We start from the raw sequence: 18613 nt of genomic DNA, 5'->3' as shown, positions 1-18613 counted from the left end.
TGGTTGACTGCTGTCCCCGCCACTGCGGGTGACGGGGACAGGCTTGAAGGGTTTACTGTCAGGCAGCCTTGGTCGGTTCCAGCAAGCCATCCTGCACTGCCCGGTTGAATGCACTGCACACCGCCATCAGGGAGGCGGATACGATATTACTGTGCAATGCCGCTCCATAGCGAGTAGCGCCCTTGCCCGCCTGAATCTCGAAATAGCAGGCCGACTGCGCATCGGCACCACCACCGGTCGCATGCTGGTGATAGTCCACCACACGGAAGTCGACATCCAGACTGTCCTTGATGGCATGCACGAAAGCATCGATGGGACCATTGCCGCGTCCCGTGATCTCGCGTTCGACGCCGTCCACCTTGACCACTGCCGTCAAGGTACGCATCGATTCGTCGTCACTGTCCTGCACACTACTGTGCCGCACGAAGGCCAGCGGTGTCAGAGCGTCCAGGAAGGTGCTGTCGAAGGCTTCGCGAATGGTGGCCGAATTGACTTCCTTGCCGGTGTCCTCACTGATCGCCTGCACCACCTGGCTGAACTCCATCTGCATGCGACGAGGCAGCTCGAGACCGAAGTCGCGCTCCAGGATGAAGGCCACTCCGCCTTTGCCGGACTGGCTGTTGACGCGAATGACCGCTTCATAGGTGCGTCCCAGATCAGCCGGATCGATGGGCAGATACGGCACTTCCCAGACCGGTGAATTGCTCTTGCGCATCGCGGCAAAGCCCTTCTTGATGGCATCCTGATGCGATCCCGAAAAGGCCGTGAACACCAGCTCACCGGCATACGGGTGACGCGGATGAACAGGCAGCTGATTGCAGTGCTCGACGGTGCGCATCACTTCATAGATATCGGAGAAATCCAGTCCCGGATCCACTCCCTGGGTGTACAGATTCAGCGCCAGTGTCACCAGATCCACATTACCGGTCCGCTCGCCATTGCCGAACAGCGTGCCCTCGACTCGATCCGCGCCGGCCAGCAGACCCAGCTCGGTGGCGGCCACCGCGCAGCCACGGTCATTGTGCGGGTGCAGACTCAGACAGACGCTGTCACGGTTGCGGATGTTCTTCAGAAACCATTCGATCTGGTCGGCATGCACATTCGGCATGGACATCTCGACCGTTGCCGGCACGTTCAGGATGGTCGGATTCTCCGGCGTCGGCTGCCAGATCTCGTTGACGGCATCGCAGACTTCCACCGCATAGGGCAACTCGGTACCCGTGAAACTCTCCGGTGAATATTCGAACTGCCAGCGTGTATCGGTCTGTCTGGCGGCATACTCGGCTACGATCTCGGCGCCATCGACCGCTATCTGCTTCACGCCGGCCTTGTCCATGTTGAACACGACCCGACGCTGCAATTCGGAGGTGGAATTGTACAGATGCAGGATCGCACTCGGCGCTCCGCGCAGGGCCTCGAAGGTTCTCTCGATCAGTGGTCGACGCGCCTGGGTCAATACCTGCAAGGTGACATCTTCGGGTACCCGACCTTCATCGATCAATTGGCGTACGAAGTCGAAATCCGTCTGTGAGGCCGCCGGAAAGCCGATTTCGATCTGCTTGAAACCGATGGCGATCAGCAGGTCGAACATGCGCAGCTTGCGATCGCTGCCCATCGGCTCGATCAGCGCCTGATTGCCATCGCGCAGATCCACGCTGCACCAGATGGGTGGCTTGCTCAGCGTGTTGTTCGGCCACTGACGGTCCGTCATCGGAACCTGTGGAAAGGCGGGGTATTTGGTACTGGGATCGTTCATCATGAGAAGTTTTCCTGGTGCGAAGCGTGTGAAGGGTTTCGCGCAGCAATACACGCCGCCGCCCGCTTGCGCATTCCCGGGCGACGGCAACTAAGCAGGCGCAGCAGAAGCAAGGGACGGTTGAAGCCGTTCACGGCAAAGCGGTACAGGGGATTGGCGACAAAGGACATGACATTCTCTTGATTGCGGCACCGGGGTCTGTCTTGTCAATGGTGTTACAGAGAAACCCGGAGAGTTAGGCTGCGTCGCTGGCTCGATGGATGGTTATCGTGAGCCGCAACGGATCGGTACCCGGTCCGCCTTATACAGCGGCCGGGCGCATAAGCCTGAGCAGTAGCGCAATGGTTGTCATGGCGTCAGGTTAATCCTGCAAATCCTTCCGGTCAAGCGTATCGTGCGATTCGAGTAACGGCCGAATGAGCTTTTCCAGTCCATTGGCCTTGATTTCGTACATCAGGGCCAGGCGTTGCCCCAGCAAGCCGGCCGGGAATCCCTGGCCCTTGAACCACACGACATAAGGCTCCGGCAGATCGATCAGCCGTGTTCCCTTGAATCTGCCAAAGGGCATCGGCATGGCCGCCGCATCAAGGACCTCCGCCGACAGGTCGCCTGACAAGGGGTCTTCCCGCTCCGTCATGCGGCGACTCAGTGTCGCGAGGACGGTGTGGTGCCAGCCTCCGTGGACGCCGTTCCGGCAACCGTATCCACAGACGCATCGTCACCCGCCATGCCGGACTGTTCCTTGCGATCGGCCTCATCCGAACGTGCCTGTGGCCCGGCTCCCAGACGCAGATTGCGAGTCCGCAATACCGGTTTCTGCACCGATGCCACCAGTTCCCGCCAGATGAACAGCAGCCCGGAACAGACAATGACCGCAGAGCCCAGCAGCACCGTCCGGTCAACGGTTTCATGGAAGATCAGTGCACCGTACAACAGTGCCCATAACATCTGACTGTATTGCATGGGGGCGATGAACTGCGCTTCGGTACTGCGATAGGCCAGAATGGTCAGAGTCTGGCCGATGACGCTCAGCAGGCCGACGCCGCACAATCGCAGCAGCAGATCTCCGGGCAGCGGTACATAGACAAAGGCGGTCGCCACACCGGTGACGATGACATTGGTGAGCATGGGGTAGATGATCAGGGTGACGCTGTGTTCTCTTGATCCGATCAGGCGCGTCACCACCGCAGTACAGGCCACGCAGGTGGCCGCACCCAGGCCCGCCAGATGGTGAATGGACAGGGAGGTATCCCCCGGCCTCAGCACGATCAGCACCCCGCTCATTCCCAGCAGGATGGCGAACCAGCGAATGACGTGAATGCGCTCACCGAGAATCGGAATGGCCAGCAGGGTGATCAGAATGGGCGCTGCGAACAGCAGGGAATACACCTCTGCCAAGGGCAGATTGCCGAAGGCGTGAAACACACACAGCATGCCGACGACGGAGAACAGACAACGCAGCGCAACCAGCACCGGCAGACGCGGGCGCAGACTGCGGCGAGTACCGTCCACCGCCAGAAACAGCGTGAATGGCACGAAGCTGAACAGGACCACGAAAAAGGCCACCTGGAAGACCGGAACGTCATTGACGCTCTTGATCAGGGCATCGTGCAGGGAGAACACGGCAAAACCCAGCAGAGCCAGGCCAACGCCTCTGAGGACACTGCTGTTCGTATTGTCCTCACCCATATTCCTGATAACCTGACCGTGACACAGGGCCATAGTATCCGAAAACCATCATGCGCTTGCTCATACCACTGTTCATCATCGTTCTGGGCATGTTCACTGGCGTCATTGTCTGCCTGTTCTTCAAGGAGACGGCCATCGGCTTCAAACTCAGTGTATTGGCAGGAGGACTGGGTGCCTTTGCAGGTCTGATGATTCGCGACATCCTCGACATCACCATCGCCGGAGATCTGGGCGGTGCCTTGATGGCGGCCATCCTGGGGGCCGCCTTGAGTGCTGCGGTGGTCAATGCATTGTTCGGTCGCATCGGTCGCTGAATGTCCGGTAACGCCTCGGCCTGACGATCGGGCATTGGCAGCAGATGGCAAGGCGCAGGTGGCAAAACACATCACCGCCCAGCATTCTGTCGACGATCAAGTGTGCACCGCGATCGGAAACGGCTCACTGCGACCACACCGCCGTCCGAAGCCGATATCCACGTTCAGCACCTGCGCATGTGCCAGCAGAGCTGGCGTATCGATACCGGCGGCACAGACTTGCCGCTGCTGCTCCCTGGCCATGACCAGCAGTGATTCGAGTTCCTGTCGTGCCCGAATCTGCAACAGCGAGGCCTGCAGGTCCTTCGGCGATATCAACAGATAATCGAAGCCTGCCAGATGACGGATGGCCTTGAACTGTGCCGCTGAACTGACACCTTCGAGCATCAGCATGATGCCCTGCCGGTTCAGACTCCTGATTGCCGGCAGAGATGCACGCAGATCCCGTGTCAGGGAGTCCACATGCAGAGACAGACAAACGTCTGACGGAGCCACCCTGCGCTCACGACATTCGCTCTTCAGCCAGCGCGCCGATTCACTGTTCAGCTGCGCCGCCTCCACCGGTACGATCAACTGGCTCTCGATGACCGGGCGCGCCTGTTCGGCACCCAGTGCCAGAGTGTCCAGAACCGCGCTGATCAACGGGCTTGCCGACAGGGCGCCAGCGGCCGTGAAGACACCCAGAGGCCTGACCCGGTAACAGCAGACCAGTGGTCGATGCTGCATCAGCATGCCCGGAAGCAGGCGATAGCCACTGGCTGCCAGCGTGACGGCCTCCGCCCCTGTCGTCCCGGCGGCAGATGCGACCGTCGATGGCGGTCGATGTGGTGGAGACAGATGCACAAGCTGTCCCAGCCCGGGTCCACCGGTGCAGGCCAGAGTCTTGATTGCCGAGACGACTCGAGCGGCATCATCCGGAGACTTCACCATTTTCGACACACCCTGGCGAGAGCGTCGGCCGCGCCAGTCCAGCGGCACGATGCGATAGTGCAGGTCCATGGACGCTCGCGTTTCGCCCGCCTCGAGAATCACGTCCCGCAGCAGCGCAACGTACTGCTCGGCGATCAGCATGGCGTCCTCTTCCTTGCAACGTCGCAGAAAGATGCACAGTGAATGATCGCCAAGCCGTCCCATGGTGTCGCGGCTGCGGTGCCGGGTTTCAACGATACCCAGCAGATTCATCATGGCAATACCCGAGGCCTCTCCCCCGGCCGCCTCCTGAATCTGGCGAAGCACCGGAAAATGCAGTATCAGCAGGCAGCCTCGCCTGACCTGGCTGACCCCGTCAGTCCGGCTTTTTCGCACCTCGGCAAGAAAGGCTGCCCGGCGCAACAGGCCGGTTTGCGGGTCTCGTTGCAATTCTTCTTCCATCAACATCAGGATGACAAGTCGGATGAAGGCTGGCCCAGAGCCTCGTGCAAGCGTTCGACGATATGCTTGAGACTCACCGGTTGTCCGAGCCGTTCGAAACCGGGCAGACTGTCGCTCAGATCAGCGTCTTCGCTGCAGTTCACCAGCATCAGCGGAGCAGCCTTGTCATCATCCTTCAGGCCGTGCACGGCCAGTAGCTCGCTGCCACGTTTGCACAGTTCCATGATATCCGTTGTCGAGCGTTCTCCTGTGGAGATCAGAGCGTCGAAGCGACAGGTGCTCATCAGTTGCACCGCACCGTCCACAGTCTCTGCCGAGTCCACCTGAAAACCGCATCGTTCGAGATTGTGCCGGATGACCCGTACCACATGCGCCTGTTCGTCAACCAGCAGAACCTTTCTCGTCACGGCATCACCGGCAAACGCCTCATCAGTCTGCCCGCCAGCATCGACCTTGTTGTTTGCACTGACTCCCATGCCCGAATTCTGTCAACCCGTTGCCATTCACCTTTCAACTTCGTAGCGGTACAAGCGCGGCAGCCTTGACAGACAAGCGGTCAGACTGTGCACAGTACACAATTCGGCAGGTTACAACGCCATTGCGGTAATGCAGCGCCGCGTTCGCAGCAGGATGGCCAAGTCACCCCACGCTGCAACAGGCATGCAGGCCACTGCCGATAGCTGTTCGACCCGTACTGACAACAAGCGCTTGAATTCATGCACAGTCACGTTATTTCCCGCAGGGCAGGCAACACCTGCAACCGAAGCTCCCGGGCGGCTCTGCGGATGGCCAGTCTGTGCCTGCCTCTGCTGTTGAGCAGCTGCGGCACGCGCGATGAAACAGGCGCCGGGGCCAGTGGCGATTCCATCGTGCCGCCGATCACCGGCGGGCAGAATGTCGACTATCGTCCGGCACCACTGTCCTGCCAGTTCGATGACATGAAATCCTGGGTGTTGAATGGCATGCAGAGCTACTATCTGTTCGCCGATCAGGTGGATCGCAATGTCGATCTGGACGGCTACGACGCACTGGAAGAGCTGATCATCGATCTGCGAGTGGCGCCCAATGACACCTTCAGCTACATCACCGATGAGCAGAGCTATACGGGGCGCTTCACCGAGGGCGAAAACGTCGGTTTCGGCTGGGTCCTGCAACGCACCGCCGACGATGAGCTGTACTTCAAGCTGGTTGAGGAAAACTCTCCGCTGGCCGCCGCCGGCGTCACCCGGGGAGACCAGCTGGTGGCCATCAACGACATTCGCGCCATCGACTTCTTCCAGCAGCCCGGTGCGGAACGTGATGTCCTGCTGAGCTCCGATGACAACGGCGCCAGTGCCCGATTCACCATCAGCTCCGCGCTGGGAGTGTCGCGTACCCGCACCATCAGCAAGGCTCGCTATGCGCTTGCCACCGTGCTGGATGACAGGATCATCGAACGCAATGGCGTGCGCATCGCCTATCTGCATTTCTACCAGTTTCTCGGCACCTCTTCGAGCGAGTTGCAGCAGGCATTCGAACGCCTCTCGGCCGAGAACGTCAGCGAGCTGGTGCTGGACATGCGTTACAACTTCGGTGGCCGGGTCAGCGTGGCAGCCGAACTGGCCAGCTACCTGATCGGTCGTGGAAATACCGACAGGGAATTCGCCATCTACCGACCGAACGCGACCTTCCCCGAGAACACCTCGACATTTCATTTCGTCAACAGGAATGATGCCTTGCAACTGAACCGGGTCTTTGTCCTGCAGACAGACGATACCTGCTCCGCTGCCGAGCTGGTGGTCAATGGTCTGCGCCCGTTCATGGATGTCATTACCGTGGGTGGCACCAGCTGCGGCAAACCCTATGCCTCCATCCCGAATACGGCCTGCGACACGGTCATGAACGCCCTTGAACTGGAGGCCGTCAATGCCGCAGGCGCAGGCGGTTACTACAATGGCATCTCGGCCGATTGCGCTGCCAGCGACAATCTGTCACAGGCACTGGGCAGCACCTCCGAGAACCTGCTGTCCGCGGCGCTGGGTTACATCGATGACGGGCATTGCCCGACCGGCACGACGCGGACAAAGAGCCAGTCACACGCCCTGCCTGCAGTCCTGCAACCCGCCTGGTTCGGCCTGAGTGCGATCCAGCCTGAACAGGACAACAACTGACGATCATGAATCGCTGTCGGCTCGCGCCATGGCCGCAGGAGCCATCGATGAAATCTGTCAGGGTTTGCGCATGCAGCGCCTGACAGGCGCTACACTGCAGCAGCACGGGGAAGCGGTCCCCGACTCACATCGATAGGGCATTTTCATGAGCATGTTGTACCTGGTACGCCATGGCCAGGCGTCGGCGGGCACCCACGACTACGACCGTCTGTCTCCGCTGGGGCGTCGACAGTCGGAATTGCTGGGGCACTGGTGGGTGAAGCAGGGCTTTGCGCCCGATCACTGCTATCACGGTTCCCTGCTCAGACAGCGCGATACCGCGAGTCTGGCGCTGGAGCCACTCGCCCACGAATCGCAACCTGCCGTCCATGACGGTCTGAACGAGTACCAGCACAGGATCATCGACACGCACTTCGGCCCGGCGGTCGACGCCGCCCAACCCGAGTCGATGACTTTCGAGGACTATGTCGCGATCATGCAACGCTGGCGAGATCACCGCGCCGATCCCGCTCTATCCGAGATAGAACCCTGGTCTGACTTTGCCGCGCGTGGCTGGCAGACCATGCTGGACCTGCACAGCCAGCAGGCCGACAAGGAAAGCCATGTCTTCTTCACCTCGGGCGGCATCATCGCCACCGTCATGGCGGCTGTTCTGGGTCTGGATTTCGCGCATACCATCGATGCCATCTGGCGCATCCGCAATACCTCGATCACCACGATTCATTTCGACGGCACCCATGCCCGGCTGATCGAATTCAACACCGTGCCTCACCTGCAGGCACAGCACGACCCCGCACTGATTACACTGATATAGTCCCGTCTGAAGTCGGCTGCAGGTCAGCCGGACATTCGGCAGGGGAACAGATCGACCACTCCTGCAAGCCTTCAGAAAACGCACGGAGGTGCACCCACATGCAAACGCTCGACCAGGCAGATCGTCAGTACGCGCTACATCCCTTCACCCATCTGTCCAATCACCAGGCGCAGGGCCCGTTCCTGATCGAACGCGGTGAAGGCGTGTACGTCTGGGACGACAAGGGCAATCGACTGCTGGAAGGCATGTCCGGTCTGTGGTGTGCCTCGCTCGGCTTCAGCGAACAGCGCCTGGTCGATGCCGCCACCCGTCAGTTTGCAGCCCTGCCCTATGCGCACATGTTCTCCCATCATTCCACGCAACCGGCCATCGAGCTGTCGCAACGGCTGGTGAACATGGCCCCGGAAGGCATCGGCAAATGCTTCTTTGTCAATTCCGGATCCGAGGCCGTCGACACGGCCGTGAAGATGGTCTGGTATTACAACAACGCGCTTGGCCGCCCGCAGAAGAAAACCATCATTGCCCGCCGCAATGCCTATCACGGCGTTACCGTGGCGGCCGGCAGCCTGACAGGTCTGCCGTATGCACAGGACGGCTTCGATCTGCCGGCCATTCCGGTGATTCACGTGGACACACCGCACGCATATCGCTACGCAGAGAACGGTGAATCAGAGCAGGCCTATTCCACTCGTCTCGCCGAAGCACTGGAACAGCAGATTCTGGAAGCCGGTGCCGATACCATTGCCGCCTTCATCGCCGAACCGGTCATGGGAGCCGGAGGTGTACTGGTACCGCCAGCCGGCTACTTCGAGAAAATACAGGCCGTGCTCGCCCGGCACGATATCCTGTTCATCGCCGATGAGGTCATCTGCGGTTTCGGACGCACCGGCAATGCCTGGGGCAGCGAGACCTACGGCATCAAGCCGGACATGATGACATCCGCCAAACAGCTCTCATCGGCCTATCTGCCCATTGGTGCCGTACTGGTCAGTGATGCGATCTACGATGCCATGCAGAGCCATGCCGACAAGCTGGGTGTCTTCGGCACCGGCAATACCTACGGCGGCCATCCGGTGGCGGCGGCGGTCGCGCTGGAGACACTGCGCATCTATGAAGACGACGACATATTCGGCCAGGTCAGGCAGCGCTCACCGCATTTCCTGGAACGGGTGAATGCCCTGCAGAATCACCCTCTGGTCGGCAATGCCCGAGGCGTCGGACTGATCGGAGCCATCGAACTGGTCGCTGACAAGGACAGCAGGAGCCCCTTCCCCGCTGCTGACAAGATTGCCGTGCAGGTCATGCTGGCTGCCAGGCAACACGGCCTCATTCTGCGCGCAGCCCCGGGAGATACCGTTGCCTTCTGCCCGCCACTGATCATCAACGACGAGCAGATCGACGAGATGTTCGACGCCGTGACCGATGCCCTCAACGATGTGCATCAGCAGCACAAACCAGCCTGATCGATAATGCAGGCACTGACCCGGCAGGATGGCCGGGTCAGTGCCTGAGGGCTCCGCAGCCATGCAGCGGAGCCCGAGCCCTGGTCCGGAAAAGACCGGGCCGGGACTCATCGGGCAAAACCCTCAGGCTGCGTTCTGTCGCCCGGCAGAAGTCGTGCGGTGGTAGGCCTGACCATCCTCATCGAACAGATAGCAGTTTCCGGCCGGAATATTCAGTTCGATCGAATCCCCATGGCGCGTGCCGTCGATACCGGGGCGTTGCACGACGAAGTGCTCAAGGCCACCGCAACTGCCATACAGAAAGGTGGAACCGCCCAGCCGTTCGGCCACGTCCACCTTGATGGGCAGCGTGAAATCACCAACGTCACCGCCGACATCCTCAGGCCGCACCCCCAGGGTCGCTCGAGACCCCGGCCTGGCGCGTGACGCATCAACCGCCAGAATGCCGGTGCCGCCGCCCGGCAGATCCACAACCGCCTGTGTGGCACTGCCTTCGCGTACCGTCACGTCCAGAAAATTCATCTTCGGTGAGCCGATGAATCCGGCCACGAACAGATTGTCCGGGTGATGGTACAACTCCAGCGGTGAACCGATCTGTTCGACATGCCCGGCCCTGAGCACCACGATCTTGTCTGCCATGGTCATGGCCTCGACCTGATCATGCGTCACGTAGATCATGGTGGCATCCAGCTGATTGTGCAGCTGGGCAATTCGCAGACGCATCTCGACCCGGAGTTCGGCATCCAGATTGGACAATGGCTCGTCGAACAGAAAGACATCGGGATTGCGCACGATGGCTCGACCGATGGCCACGCGTTGTCGCTGTCCACCGGACAGATTCTTGGGCTTTCTGTCCAGCAGCTGATCAAGCTGCAGGGTCTTGGCCGCTTTCTGGACCTTTGCAGCCACCTCGGCCTTGTCGGCACCACCCATGCGCAAACCGAAACCCATGTTCTCCTCGACCGTCATGTGCGGATACAGGGCGTAGGACTGGAACACCATCGCGATACCCCGATCGACGGCTTCCACATCCGTCACATCGCGCCCCTTGATATGGATGGAGCCTTCGGATATTTCCTCCAGCCCGGCGATCATCCGCAGCAATGTGGACTTGCCGCAGCCAGAAGGCCCGACAAACACGATGAATTCACCACTGGGCAGCTTCATGTCGACGCCATGAATGACCTCGGTACTGCCATATCGCTTGTATGCCTTGCGCAACTCTACTTCAGCCATCTTCGAATTCTCCCTCTCCAGTCTTGTTGAGTCAGTTTGAACATGATGCCGGCTTCAGGCCGATGATCGACCTGCGTGGCAATGCCGGACATCTCGTTTCCCATTTCTGCACCTCGTCGATCGATCAATGCGACACGCCATTGACCGGCCCGGTACGAGGCGCCAATCGTCGTGATATCTCGGCAGCTGCGCTGATCAGGGCGTCACGCCAGCTGTCCAGCGTCTTCTCACTTGTTCTGAAGGTCGGCGCCGTGATACTCAGACCGGCAATGGCCTGCCCGGTGGAATCAACGACCGGCGCGGCGATGCACAGAGACCCCAGATAACGCTCTTCCGCATCCACCGCATAGCCGCGTTGACTGACATCACTGAGCTCCTTCAACAGGGCTTGTTTATCCGTGATGGTATTGGGTGTGAAGCGCGCGAACGAGATTCGGTTGATGATATCTCGCTGCTGCTCATCATCACACCATGCCAGCAACACCTTGCCCATGCCCGTGCAATAGACCGGCACCCGGGTACCGACGATGATCGAGTGTCTGACGCTGCGGCTGCTCTCGACGTGATCGATGATCACCACATGGGTGTCAGCCTGCACACCGATCTGTACCGTTTCACTACTGAGCGCGTTGAGAGCCAGCAACTGATCCTGAGCCAGCACACGTATGTCCGAGCGTGTCCAGATACGGTTGGCCATTTCCAGGATGCGATAGCCCGAGGACCAGGTCTGAGACCTTTCATCCAGCTGGATCAGGCGCTCATCGGCCAGCTCGTTCAACAGCCGGTGCAGAGTCGCCTTGGGTATACCCGTCAGCTCGACCAGCTCGGCGAATCTCACCGGACCTTCCGAGACGATCAGATCCAGCAGCCATATGGCTCGACCGAGACCACTGCCCGAGCGTTGACCGGATGGCGCACTTGTACTGTTATCACTGGAAATCTTGCTGCTCTTGCTCATGCGCCACGTAGTGGAATCAATATTGACAGGGAAGCCCTGCCGCAGTCTGCGATCAACCGGTTTTTCAATTGACAGCGTTTATTCGGCACTCTTATAATTTTGGAACATTGTTCCATTTTTACGACCAACATGCAACGCAGCTGTTAAAGTGCCGTTGACGAGCGGCGCGATCGCCCTCTGTTCCAGTCCACAACCCCGAGCAAAGCAGACGGATATGTCCAGTACCAAGGCCTTTTGGCGACTCGACGGTAAAGAGACCACACTGCTGGTCATCGAGGACCATGGCGTTCCGCGCCTGTACTGGTATGGCAGAAAGCTGCGCGGTGAGACGACGCTGCAACAGCTGCTTGCTCACGATGACACGGCACTGGCCTTCGGCGGCATGGACGCAGTAACTCCGTTGTCCCTGTTTCCGCAAGCCAGTACCGGCTATACCGGCTCACCGGCGCTCAATGGGCATCGCAACGGTGCCGCCTTTGCTCATGCCATGCGCACCCGCAGTGTCGTACAGAACGACAATACGCTGACCATCGAACTGCAGGACGATCAGGCCGGACTCGCCGTGGAACTGAGCCTGTCCCTGGATGAGCACAGCGACGTGGCCAGCATGAGAACGACGCTGAAGAATATCGCCGACACCCCGTATACCGTGGACTGGCTGGCCAGTGCAACCCTGCCCCTGCCAGGCTCCTATCGGCAGTGTCTGAGCCAGCATGGTCGCTGGGGCCTGGAAAACCAGACCCACCGACGTCACATCGCCCCGGGCCGAATCGACATCAGCAATCTGCACGGCCGTACCAGTCACGAGCATGCCCCGGCCCTCATCTGCGGCACCGACGGATTCGGGGTCAATGGCGGAGACATCACCTTTGCGCAACTCGCCTGGAGCGGCAATTTCAGCCTGCGTGTGGAACGTCTGAGCAATGGCGTGATATCCCTGCAAGCCGGCGTACTCCACCTGCCCGGCGAAGTGATACTGCAAGCGGGTGAACAGCTGTCGACACCATCGGTATCTTTCACGCGCGGCAAGGGCATGAACTCCTGCACGCAGCGCTTCCATCGATACATTCGTTCATCCATATTGCCCGAATGGACTCGGCGTACTCGCCCCATTCATGCCAACAGCTGGGAAGCTCTCTATTTCAATCATGACCTGGAAGCCCTGTTCCCACTGATCGATGCGGCCGCCAGTGTCGGCGCCGAACGTTTCGTGCTGGACGATGGCTGGTTCCGGCATCGACGTGCCGACAATGCAGGCCTGGGTGACTGGTATGTCGACGAAAGCATCTATCCGGACGGCCTGCACCCGGTGGTGTCACATGTCAGGAAACACGGCCTGCAGTTCGGATTGTGGTTCGAGCCGGAAATGGTCAACCCGGACAGTGACCTCTATCGCGAGCATCCCGAGTGGGCCCTGCAACTGAGCCAGGTCGAGACACCTCTGGCACGTAACCAGCTGGTGTTGGATATTTCCCGCGATGACGTGGCAGACTATCTGTTCGAACGAATCACCTCACTGGTACACGAATACGCCATCGACTACATCAAGTGGGACATGAATCGCGATCTGGTACTGGCCGGGGACGGCAGCCATGCCCGGGCGGCAGCGCAACCCGTCGCCCTGTATCGCCTGCTGGAACGCATTCTGGCCGTCTGCCCGAATCTGGAGATCGAAAGCTGCGCCTCGGGTGGTGCACGTGCCGATCTGGGCATCCTGCAGCATACCGGCCGCGTCTGGACCTCCGACAACATCGATCCGATAGAACGCGCCGGCATTCAGCAGGGCTTTCTGCGTTTCATGCCACCGGAAATCATGGGTGCCCATGTCGGCCACAAGACCGCCCATCTCACCGGCCGGGTCACCAGCCTGCATACACGTGCCATTGTTGCATTGCAGGGCCAGTTCGGCTTCGAACTCGATGCCCGCAAACTGGACCCTCAGGACATCATTACCCTGCAGCACTATACCCGGCTGTACAAGAGCAACCGCCAGTGGATGGCGAATTCCGTCTACTGGCAGCTTCCCACGTATTCCAAGTCACTGACAGCCTGCGGCTTTGTCGACAGCGATCAGCAACAGGCACTGTACAGCGTGGTTGCCATCGGCAATATGCATCCGACCCGCCCGGGCCATCTGCCACTGTCGGGCCTGGACCCGAACGCCCTGTACACGTTGACTCTGGAAAGCATCAATCTGACCGAACTGGCACCGTTCAACAAGATCTTTCCCGAGTGGTGTCAGGCGGCTGTGACCAGCAGTGGCGAGCTGTTGATGACGCTTGGTGTTCCCCTGCCCGTTCTGCCACCCCAATCGGCACTACTGATCGGTTGCCACAGAGATAGTCGATAATGAGTCATACCGACGAGCACAGCATCGAAAGCCTGCACGACCGCTTCACCCAGAAATTCGGTCGCTCCGAACACGCGACAGCCGTTTTCTTTGCCCCCGGTCGGGTCAACCTCATCGGCGAATACACCGACTTCACCGGCGGTCTGGTCTTTCCCTGTGGGGTCGATCGAGGTACCACACTGCTGATCAGACCCACCTACAATCAGCAGTATCGTTTCGCCAGCACCAACTTCGACCTCATGGCGCAACTGGACCAGGAAGAAATCAGCCAGACCTATGGCGACAACTGGATCAATTACCCTCTGGGCATACTCGATCAGTTCACCCGACGAGGCGTCGAGCTCACCGGTTTCGACTGTCTCTACTCGGGCAATATTCCCAATGGCGCCGGCCTGAGTTCCTCTGCCTCCATCGAGGTTGTTACCGCCTATGCGCTGAACGAGCTGCTGCGAACCGAACTGTCCCTGCTCGAACTGGTACGCATCGCCCAGGCCGCCGAGAATGACTTCGTCGGCATGCAATGCGGCATCATGGACCAGTTTGCCGTGGCCTTTGCCGAAACCGATCACGCCATCATGCTCGACTGCCACAGCCTGGAGCATCGCCAGGTGCCACTGAGCCTCGAGGGGTACTCGATCGTTGTCACCAATACCAATCAGCGACGCGAGCTGAACGAATCGGCCTATAACGACCGGGTGCGGGAATGCCGGCGTGCACTGGAGCTGTTGGCACCGGTCACCGGCATCAGCCACCTCGGTCAGCTGCAGCCGGACCAGCTCAGCGCACAGGAACACCTGTTTGCCAACGATGCCATTCCCCTGCAACGCGCCCGGCACATTGCCGAAGAGAACAGACGGGTCAGAGCTGCAGTACCCGCACTGATAGCCGGTGATCTGCAACAGTTCGGCAACATGATGAACGAAAGCCACGATTCGCTGCGTGATCTGTTCGAAGTCTCCAGCGAACCCTTGAACCATCTGGTTCGACTGGCGCGTGAACAGCCCGGTGTGCTCGGCAGTCGCCTGACCGGCGCAGGCTTCGGCGGCTGTACCGTCAGCCTCGTACCCGACGATCAGGTCGAGCGATTCAAGGCAATGGTCGGTCCTGCCTATACGGCAGCGACGGGACTGACCGCTGACTTCTATCCGATCGCTCCCGGCAATGGTGTCGGTCCTCTGACCTCGGGAGACAAGGCATGAGTGGAAACTGGCAACGACGCTGGCACCCACTGCTGATGCAATGGGTTCTGATCTCCGCCCGCTCTGCAGCACGCCCCTGGTCGGGTGCCATGGCAACAAGCAGCCAGCAGACAGCAGCCGTTCACGATCCTGACTGCTATCTGTGTCCGCGAGTCACCCGCGCCAATGGCCAGGTCAATCCTGACTATCAGGGAGCCTATGCCTTTGACAACGACTTTCCGTCCCTGTCATTCGATGCCCCTGCCGAAGCGTCCTCGACGAACGAAAACGAGCTGCACAGAACCGCTCCGGCGCATGGCGAATGTCGAGTCCTGTGCTGGTCGGAACGACACGATGCGACGCTCGCCAGCATCACTCAGGCCGAGATGCGTGCGGTTGCACGATTGTGGCAATCGGAGTATCGCAGCCTCAGTGCCCGCAAGGGCATCGAGAACGTACTGATCTTCGAGAACAAGGGCGTGGAAATCGGTGTGTCCAATCTGCACCCCCATGGCCAGATCTACGCCACCGCATTCGTGACCGACACGGCCAGCCGCATGCGTGACGCCCAGGCCGCGCATGCTCGCGAGCATGCCGGCGAGTCCCTACTGCAGAATCTGCTGCAGGACCCGCACACCCAGTCCGAACTGATGGTCGAGAAAAATGCCCTGTTCTCCGTGATCGTGCCATTCGCCGCACGCTTTGCCTATGAGACCTGGATCGTGCCGCATCGACACGTCAGTTCCGTGGCCGACATGAGCGATGCGGAGCTGGATGAACTGGCCGATGTCTATCAGCGCCAGGTCAGACGCTACGATCTGCTGTTCCGGCGCTCGGCGCCCAATATCACCCTGCTGCACAATGCACCTTGCGATACCGCCCATCAGGCGGACAATCTGCACTGGTGTTTCCACCTGGCATTCCAGCCACCACTGCGCGATCCTGAAAAGCTGAAATTCCTCGCAGGCTTCGAATCCGGTTCCAACAATATCGTCAATCCGGTGCAGCCCGAACAGGCAGCACAACAACTGCGGCAGATCGACACGGATACATGGCAGTCATGAAAACAGGCGTCTGCTATTACCCCGAGCACTGGCCGGAAGAGCGATGGGCTCAAGACGCGGCACAGATGCGCGAACTCGGCCTGAGTGTGGTCAGAATCGGGGAATTTGCCTGGAGCCGCCTGGAAACCCGCGACGGAACCCTGCACCTGGACTGGCTGCAGCGCGCCATCGATACCTTGCATGCTGCCGGCCTGTCCGTCGTACTGGGAACACCTACCGCCACGCCACCTCGCTGGATGCTCGACAAGCACCCGGACATGCTGGCCGTGGACGCGGATGGTCGCATACGGGATTTCGGGTCACGCCGGCACTACTGCTTTTCGCATGAAGCCTATCTGGCCGAGTGCCGTCGCATTGTCGAGATTCTTGCTCGCCGCTTTGGTCAGCATCCGGCAATCATTGCCTGGCAAACCGACAATGAATACGGTTGCCACAGCACCAGTATCAGCTACTCCGGGCATGCACTGGCTGCCTTTCAGCGCTGGTGTGAAGCACGTTACGGCACTATCGATTTACTCAACGATGCCTGGGGCAATGTGTTCTGGAGCATGGAATACGACAACTTCGAGCAGATCGGTCTGCCCGTGGGCAATGTGACCGAAAGCAACCCCTCGCATCAACTGGCCTTCTGGCGGTTCTCGTCCAATCAGATAGCCCGCTTCAATCGGGCGCAGTGCGACATCATCCGCGAACACTCTCCCGGACGGGATGTCGTGCACAATTTCATGGGCAACTTCGTGGAGTTCGATCATCATGAAGTCTCCAGAGATCTGGATGTGGCAACCTGGGACAACTATCCGCTGGGCTTCCTGACTCGAGACAATGGCGATGCCACGGACCAGGAACGCTATCTGCGCACCGGCCACCCGGATGGCTCCGCCTTTCATCACGACTTGTATCGCGGCTGTTGCAACGGGCGCTGGTGGGTCATGGAGCAGCAGCCCGGCCCCGTCAACTGGGCCCCCTACAACCCTGCCCCTCTGGCCGGCATGGTTCGGCTCTGGGGTTGGGAGGCATTCGCCCACGGTGCCGAACTGATGAGCTACTTCCGCTGGCGCCAGGCCCCCTTCGCCCAGGAACAGACCCATACCGGTCTGTTACTGTCCAATGGCGATGCGGATGTGGCAGCCACTGAATTGGCAGATCTGAATCGGGAGCTGGCAGACCTTGCCTCGTTCTCTGTCGAGGAACTCCGGCGCGAAGCGCCAGGGGATGCCAGTCTTGATGAGCCGTCAACGGCCGAACCTGCACAGCAGGCACCGAACGAGACGATCGACAGATTGCTCGGCGCCCTGCCCGTTCACTCGGACATTGCCATCATCTTCAGTTATGCCGGAAATGCCATTCAGGATATCCAGTTACCCGGCGGCAGCACCTACAGCCCTCTGGGCTTCTGTCAGCGAGTCCACAGCGCCTGTCGGCAGTGGGGCGCCAACGTCGATATCATCGCGCCGACAGCCCCCCTGGACAACTATCGTCTGGTGCTGGTCTGCAGCAGTACGGAAGACGATCCCGACCTGGTGTCCCGACTGAAAGCCGCCCACCAGCAACAGCAAAGTGTCATTGTCCTGTTTCCGGGCACGGGCAGCCGCTCCAGTGAGTACCGGATTCCCGACAGTCTGCCACCGGGCCATTTCGAGCAATTGCTGCCCGTGCAGATCATTCGCAGCGAATCCCTGCCGACCAACGAGCTGCTGTCAGCCACTGGCAGCACGGGCAGGAATCGTCGCTGCTCGCAATGGCGGGAAGAGGTGAAGAGCCCGGTGGAACCACGCATGCATTTCGACGACCAGTGGGGATTTCATTACGAGCAACAAGGTGTGCATTACATCAATGCGATACCGGACAACAACTCGTTGCTCTCCTTGCTCGGTGAACTGCTCGAGGAGGCCGGCATCGCCGGACGCGATCTCGGCCCCTGGTTGCGTACACAGCGTATCGGTCCCTATCGCGTGGCGTTCAATTTCGGTGCCCGGCCGGTTGAGCTGGACAAGGAACTGGGCAGCCTGCTGGATTTTCACCACGACACACCACTTCTGATAGGGTCACGCACACTGGAACAGGCGCAGGTCGCTGTCTGGGTGGCCGAATGAATCGATTTTTTCTACCCCGTTGTCGTCAGGGCAACGGGCCTGAGTTGCAGAGTTGTACCGTTGTTCGTTTCCGATGATGCTGGTCGTCAGTACCGGCACATCGACTTGATCCCCCGGGGTCCCGGGTAACGGCAGTTGCCCGTCAAATCATGACTGCCATAACCGTAACCATTTCTG

General features: G+C 59.9%; 15 protein-coding genes. 8 read left to right on the top strand and 7 right to left on the bottom strand.

Translation table 11 applies throughout. From position 1 onward, the window contains the following. Nucleotides 1-58: 58 nt before the first annotated feature. The 3 genes from leuA to ACUNV4_RS01885 form a co-directional block, all read right to left on the bottom strand. Nucleotides 59-1759, bottom strand: coding sequence for a 2-isopropylmalate synthase (gene leuA, locus ACUNV4_RS01895; protein WP_430876789.1), 1701 nt, complete (start codon nucleotides 1757-1759; stop codon nucleotides 59-61). A 358-nt stretch (nucleotides 1760-2117) separates the two neighbouring features. Continuing rightward, nucleotides 2118-2393 (bottom strand): DUF3820 family protein, encoded by a 276-nt coding sequence (locus ACUNV4_RS01890; RefSeq protein WP_430876788.1) that lies wholly within the window; start codon nucleotides 2391-2393, stop codon nucleotides 2118-2120. A gap of 8 nt (nucleotides 2394-2401) precedes the next feature. Further along, nucleotides 2402-3445, bottom strand: a complete 1044-nt coding sequence (locus ACUNV4_RS01885) for a DMT family transporter (RefSeq protein WP_430876787.1) — start codon at nucleotides 3443-3445, stop codon at nucleotides 2402-2404. Between the two features lie 50 nt (nucleotides 3446-3495). Between ACUNV4_RS01885 and ACUNV4_RS01880 the strand changes: the two genes are divergently transcribed. Further along, the gene (locus ACUNV4_RS01880; RefSeq protein WP_430876786.1) at nucleotides 3496-3759 is read left to right on the top strand and encodes a hypothetical protein; all 264 of its coding nucleotides are present in this window, start codon (nucleotides 3496-3498) and stop codon (nucleotides 3757-3759) included. A gap of 96 nt (nucleotides 3760-3855) precedes the next feature. On the opposite strand, the gene ACUNV4_RS01875 is transcribed toward ACUNV4_RS01880, so the two are convergent. Next, nucleotides 3856-5136 carry an EAL domain-containing protein gene (locus tag ACUNV4_RS01875; RefSeq protein ID WP_430876785.1) on the bottom strand — a complete coding sequence of 427 codons (1281 nt, stop codon included), beginning with the start codon at nucleotides 5134-5136 and terminating at the stop codon, nucleotides 3856-3858. Beyond that, entirely contained in the window at nucleotides 5136-5606 is a 471-nt protein-coding gene (locus ACUNV4_RS01870) for a hypothetical protein (RefSeq protein WP_430876784.1), read from the bottom strand. Before ACUNV4_RS01870 ends, ACUNV4_RS01875 begins: the two co-directional genes overlap by 1 nt. Before the next feature lie 240 nt (nucleotides 5607-5846). Here ACUNV4_RS01870 and ACUNV4_RS01865 point away from each other — a divergent pair, with 240 nt between their 5' ends. The 3 genes from ACUNV4_RS01865 (at nucleotide 5847) to ACUNV4_RS01855 (ending at nucleotide 9557) form a co-directional block, all read left to right on the top strand. Continuing rightward, the gene (locus tag ACUNV4_RS01865; RefSeq protein WP_430876783.1) at nucleotides 5847-7280 is read left to right on the top strand and encodes a S41 family peptidase; all 1434 of its coding nucleotides are present in this window, start codon (nucleotides 5847-5849) and stop codon (nucleotides 7278-7280) included. A 145-nt stretch (nucleotides 7281-7425) separates the two neighbouring features. Next, nucleotides 7426-8094: a histidine phosphatase family protein gene (locus tag ACUNV4_RS01860; protein WP_430876782.1), complete on the top strand. Its 669-nt coding sequence runs from the start codon at nucleotides 7426-7428 to the stop codon at nucleotides 8092-8094. Between the two features lie 98 nt (nucleotides 8095-8192). Then, a complete protein-coding gene (locus tag ACUNV4_RS01855) occupies nucleotides 8193-9557 on the top strand; it encodes an aminotransferase (RefSeq protein WP_430876781.1) in 1365 nt (454 codons plus the stop codon). A 123-nt stretch (nucleotides 9558-9680) separates the two neighbouring features. Here the strand turns inward: ACUNV4_RS01855 and ACUNV4_RS01850 are convergent, their stop codons facing one another. After that, nucleotides 9681-10793 carry an ABC transporter ATP-binding protein gene (locus tag ACUNV4_RS01850; RefSeq protein ID WP_430876780.1) on the bottom strand — a complete coding sequence of 371 codons (1113 nt, stop codon included), beginning with the start codon at nucleotides 10791-10793 and terminating at the stop codon, nucleotides 9681-9683. A 124-nt stretch (nucleotides 10794-10917) separates the two neighbouring features. Beyond that, nucleotides 10918-11751 (bottom strand): IclR family transcriptional regulator, encoded by an 834-nt coding sequence (locus tag ACUNV4_RS01845; RefSeq protein ID WP_430876779.1) that lies wholly within the window; start codon nucleotides 11749-11751, stop codon nucleotides 10918-10920. A 214-nt stretch (nucleotides 11752-11965) separates the two neighbouring features. Between ACUNV4_RS01845 and ACUNV4_RS01840 the strand changes: the two genes are divergently transcribed. From ACUNV4_RS01840 to ACUNV4_RS01825, 4 genes are read left to right on the top strand one after another with little or no spacing between them, the layout of a single operon-like run. Continuing rightward, entirely contained in the window at nucleotides 11966-14101 is a 2136-nt protein-coding gene (locus ACUNV4_RS01840; protein WP_430876778.1) for an alpha-galactosidase, read from the top strand. Further along, entirely contained in the window at nucleotides 14101-15300 is a 1200-nt protein-coding gene (locus tag ACUNV4_RS01835) for a galactokinase (protein ID WP_430876777.1), read from the top strand. The genes ACUNV4_RS01840 and ACUNV4_RS01835 overlap by 1 nt, the downstream gene beginning before the upstream one ends. Continuing rightward, nucleotides 15297-16343 carry a galactose-1-phosphate uridylyltransferase gene (gene galT / locus ACUNV4_RS01830; protein ID WP_430876776.1) on the top strand — a complete coding sequence of 349 codons (1047 nt, stop codon included), beginning with the start codon at nucleotides 15297-15299 and terminating at the stop codon, nucleotides 16341-16343. Before ACUNV4_RS01835 ends, galT begins: the two co-directional genes overlap by 4 nt. Continuing rightward, the gene (locus ACUNV4_RS01825; RefSeq protein WP_430876775.1) at nucleotides 16340-18436 is read left to right on the top strand and encodes a beta-galactosidase; all 2097 of its coding nucleotides are present in this window, start codon (nucleotides 16340-16342) and stop codon (nucleotides 18434-18436) included. Before galT ends, ACUNV4_RS01825 begins: the two co-directional genes overlap by 4 nt. The last annotated feature ends 177 nt before the right edge of the window (nucleotides 18437-18613 follow it).

The organism is Granulosicoccus sp. 3-233, from assembly GCF_052681095.1.
This window is presented reverse-complemented; position numbering and strand designations above follow the sequence as displayed.

What these genes read in the sequence shown, in the direction of transcription:
- leuA (WP_430876789.1), bottom strand. Translation starts at nt 1,759, where the DNA reads ATGATGAACGATCCCAGTACCAAATACCCCGCCTTTCCACAGGTTCCG.
- ACUNV4_RS01890 (WP_430876788.1), bottom strand. Translation starts at nt 2,393, where the DNA reads ATGACGGAGCGGGAAGACCCCTTGTCAGGCGACCTGTCGGCGGAGGTC.
- ACUNV4_RS01885 (WP_430876787.1), bottom strand. Translation starts at nt 3,445, where the DNA reads ATGGGTGAGGACAATACGAACAGCAGTGTCCTCAGAGGCGTTGGCCTG.
- ACUNV4_RS01880 (WP_430876786.1), top strand. Translation starts at nt 3,496, where the DNA reads ATGCGCTTGCTCATACCACTGTTCATCATCGTTCTGGGCATGTTCACT.
- ACUNV4_RS01875 (WP_430876785.1), bottom strand. Translation starts at nt 5,136, where the DNA reads ATGTTGATGGAAGAAGAATTGCAACGAGACCCGCAAACCGGCCTGTTG.
- ACUNV4_RS01870 (WP_430876784.1), bottom strand. Translation starts at nt 5,606, where the DNA reads ATGGGAGTCAGTGCAAACAACAAGGTCGATGCTGGCGGGCAGACTGAT.
- ACUNV4_RS01865 (WP_430876783.1), top strand. Translation starts at nt 5,847, where the DNA reads ATGCACAGTCACGTTATTTCCCGCAGGGCAGGCAACACCTGCAACCGA.
- ACUNV4_RS01860 (WP_430876782.1), top strand. Translation starts at nt 7,426, where the DNA reads ATGAGCATGTTGTACCTGGTACGCCATGGCCAGGCGTCGGCGGGCACC.
- ACUNV4_RS01855 (WP_430876781.1), top strand. Translation starts at nt 8,193, where the DNA reads ATGCAAACGCTCGACCAGGCAGATCGTCAGTACGCGCTACATCCCTTC.
- ACUNV4_RS01850 (WP_430876780.1), bottom strand. Translation starts at nt 10,793, where the DNA reads ATGGCTGAAGTAGAGTTGCGCAAGGCATACAAGCGATATGGCAGTACC.
- ACUNV4_RS01845 (WP_430876779.1), bottom strand. Translation starts at nt 11,751, where the DNA reads ATGAGCAAGAGCAGCAAGATTTCCAGTGATAACAGTACAAGTGCGCCA.
- ACUNV4_RS01840 (WP_430876778.1), top strand. Translation starts at nt 11,966, where the DNA reads ATGTCCAGTACCAAGGCCTTTTGGCGACTCGACGGTAAAGAGACCACA.
- ACUNV4_RS01835 (WP_430876777.1), top strand. Translation starts at nt 14,101, where the DNA reads ATGAGTCATACCGACGAGCACAGCATCGAAAGCCTGCACGACCGCTTC.
- galT (WP_430876776.1), top strand. Translation starts at nt 15,297, where the DNA reads ATGAGTGGAAACTGGCAACGACGCTGGCACCCACTGCTGATGCAATGG.
- ACUNV4_RS01825 (WP_430876775.1), top strand. Translation starts at nt 16,340, where the DNA reads ATGAAAACAGGCGTCTGCTATTACCCCGAGCACTGGCCGGAAGAGCGA.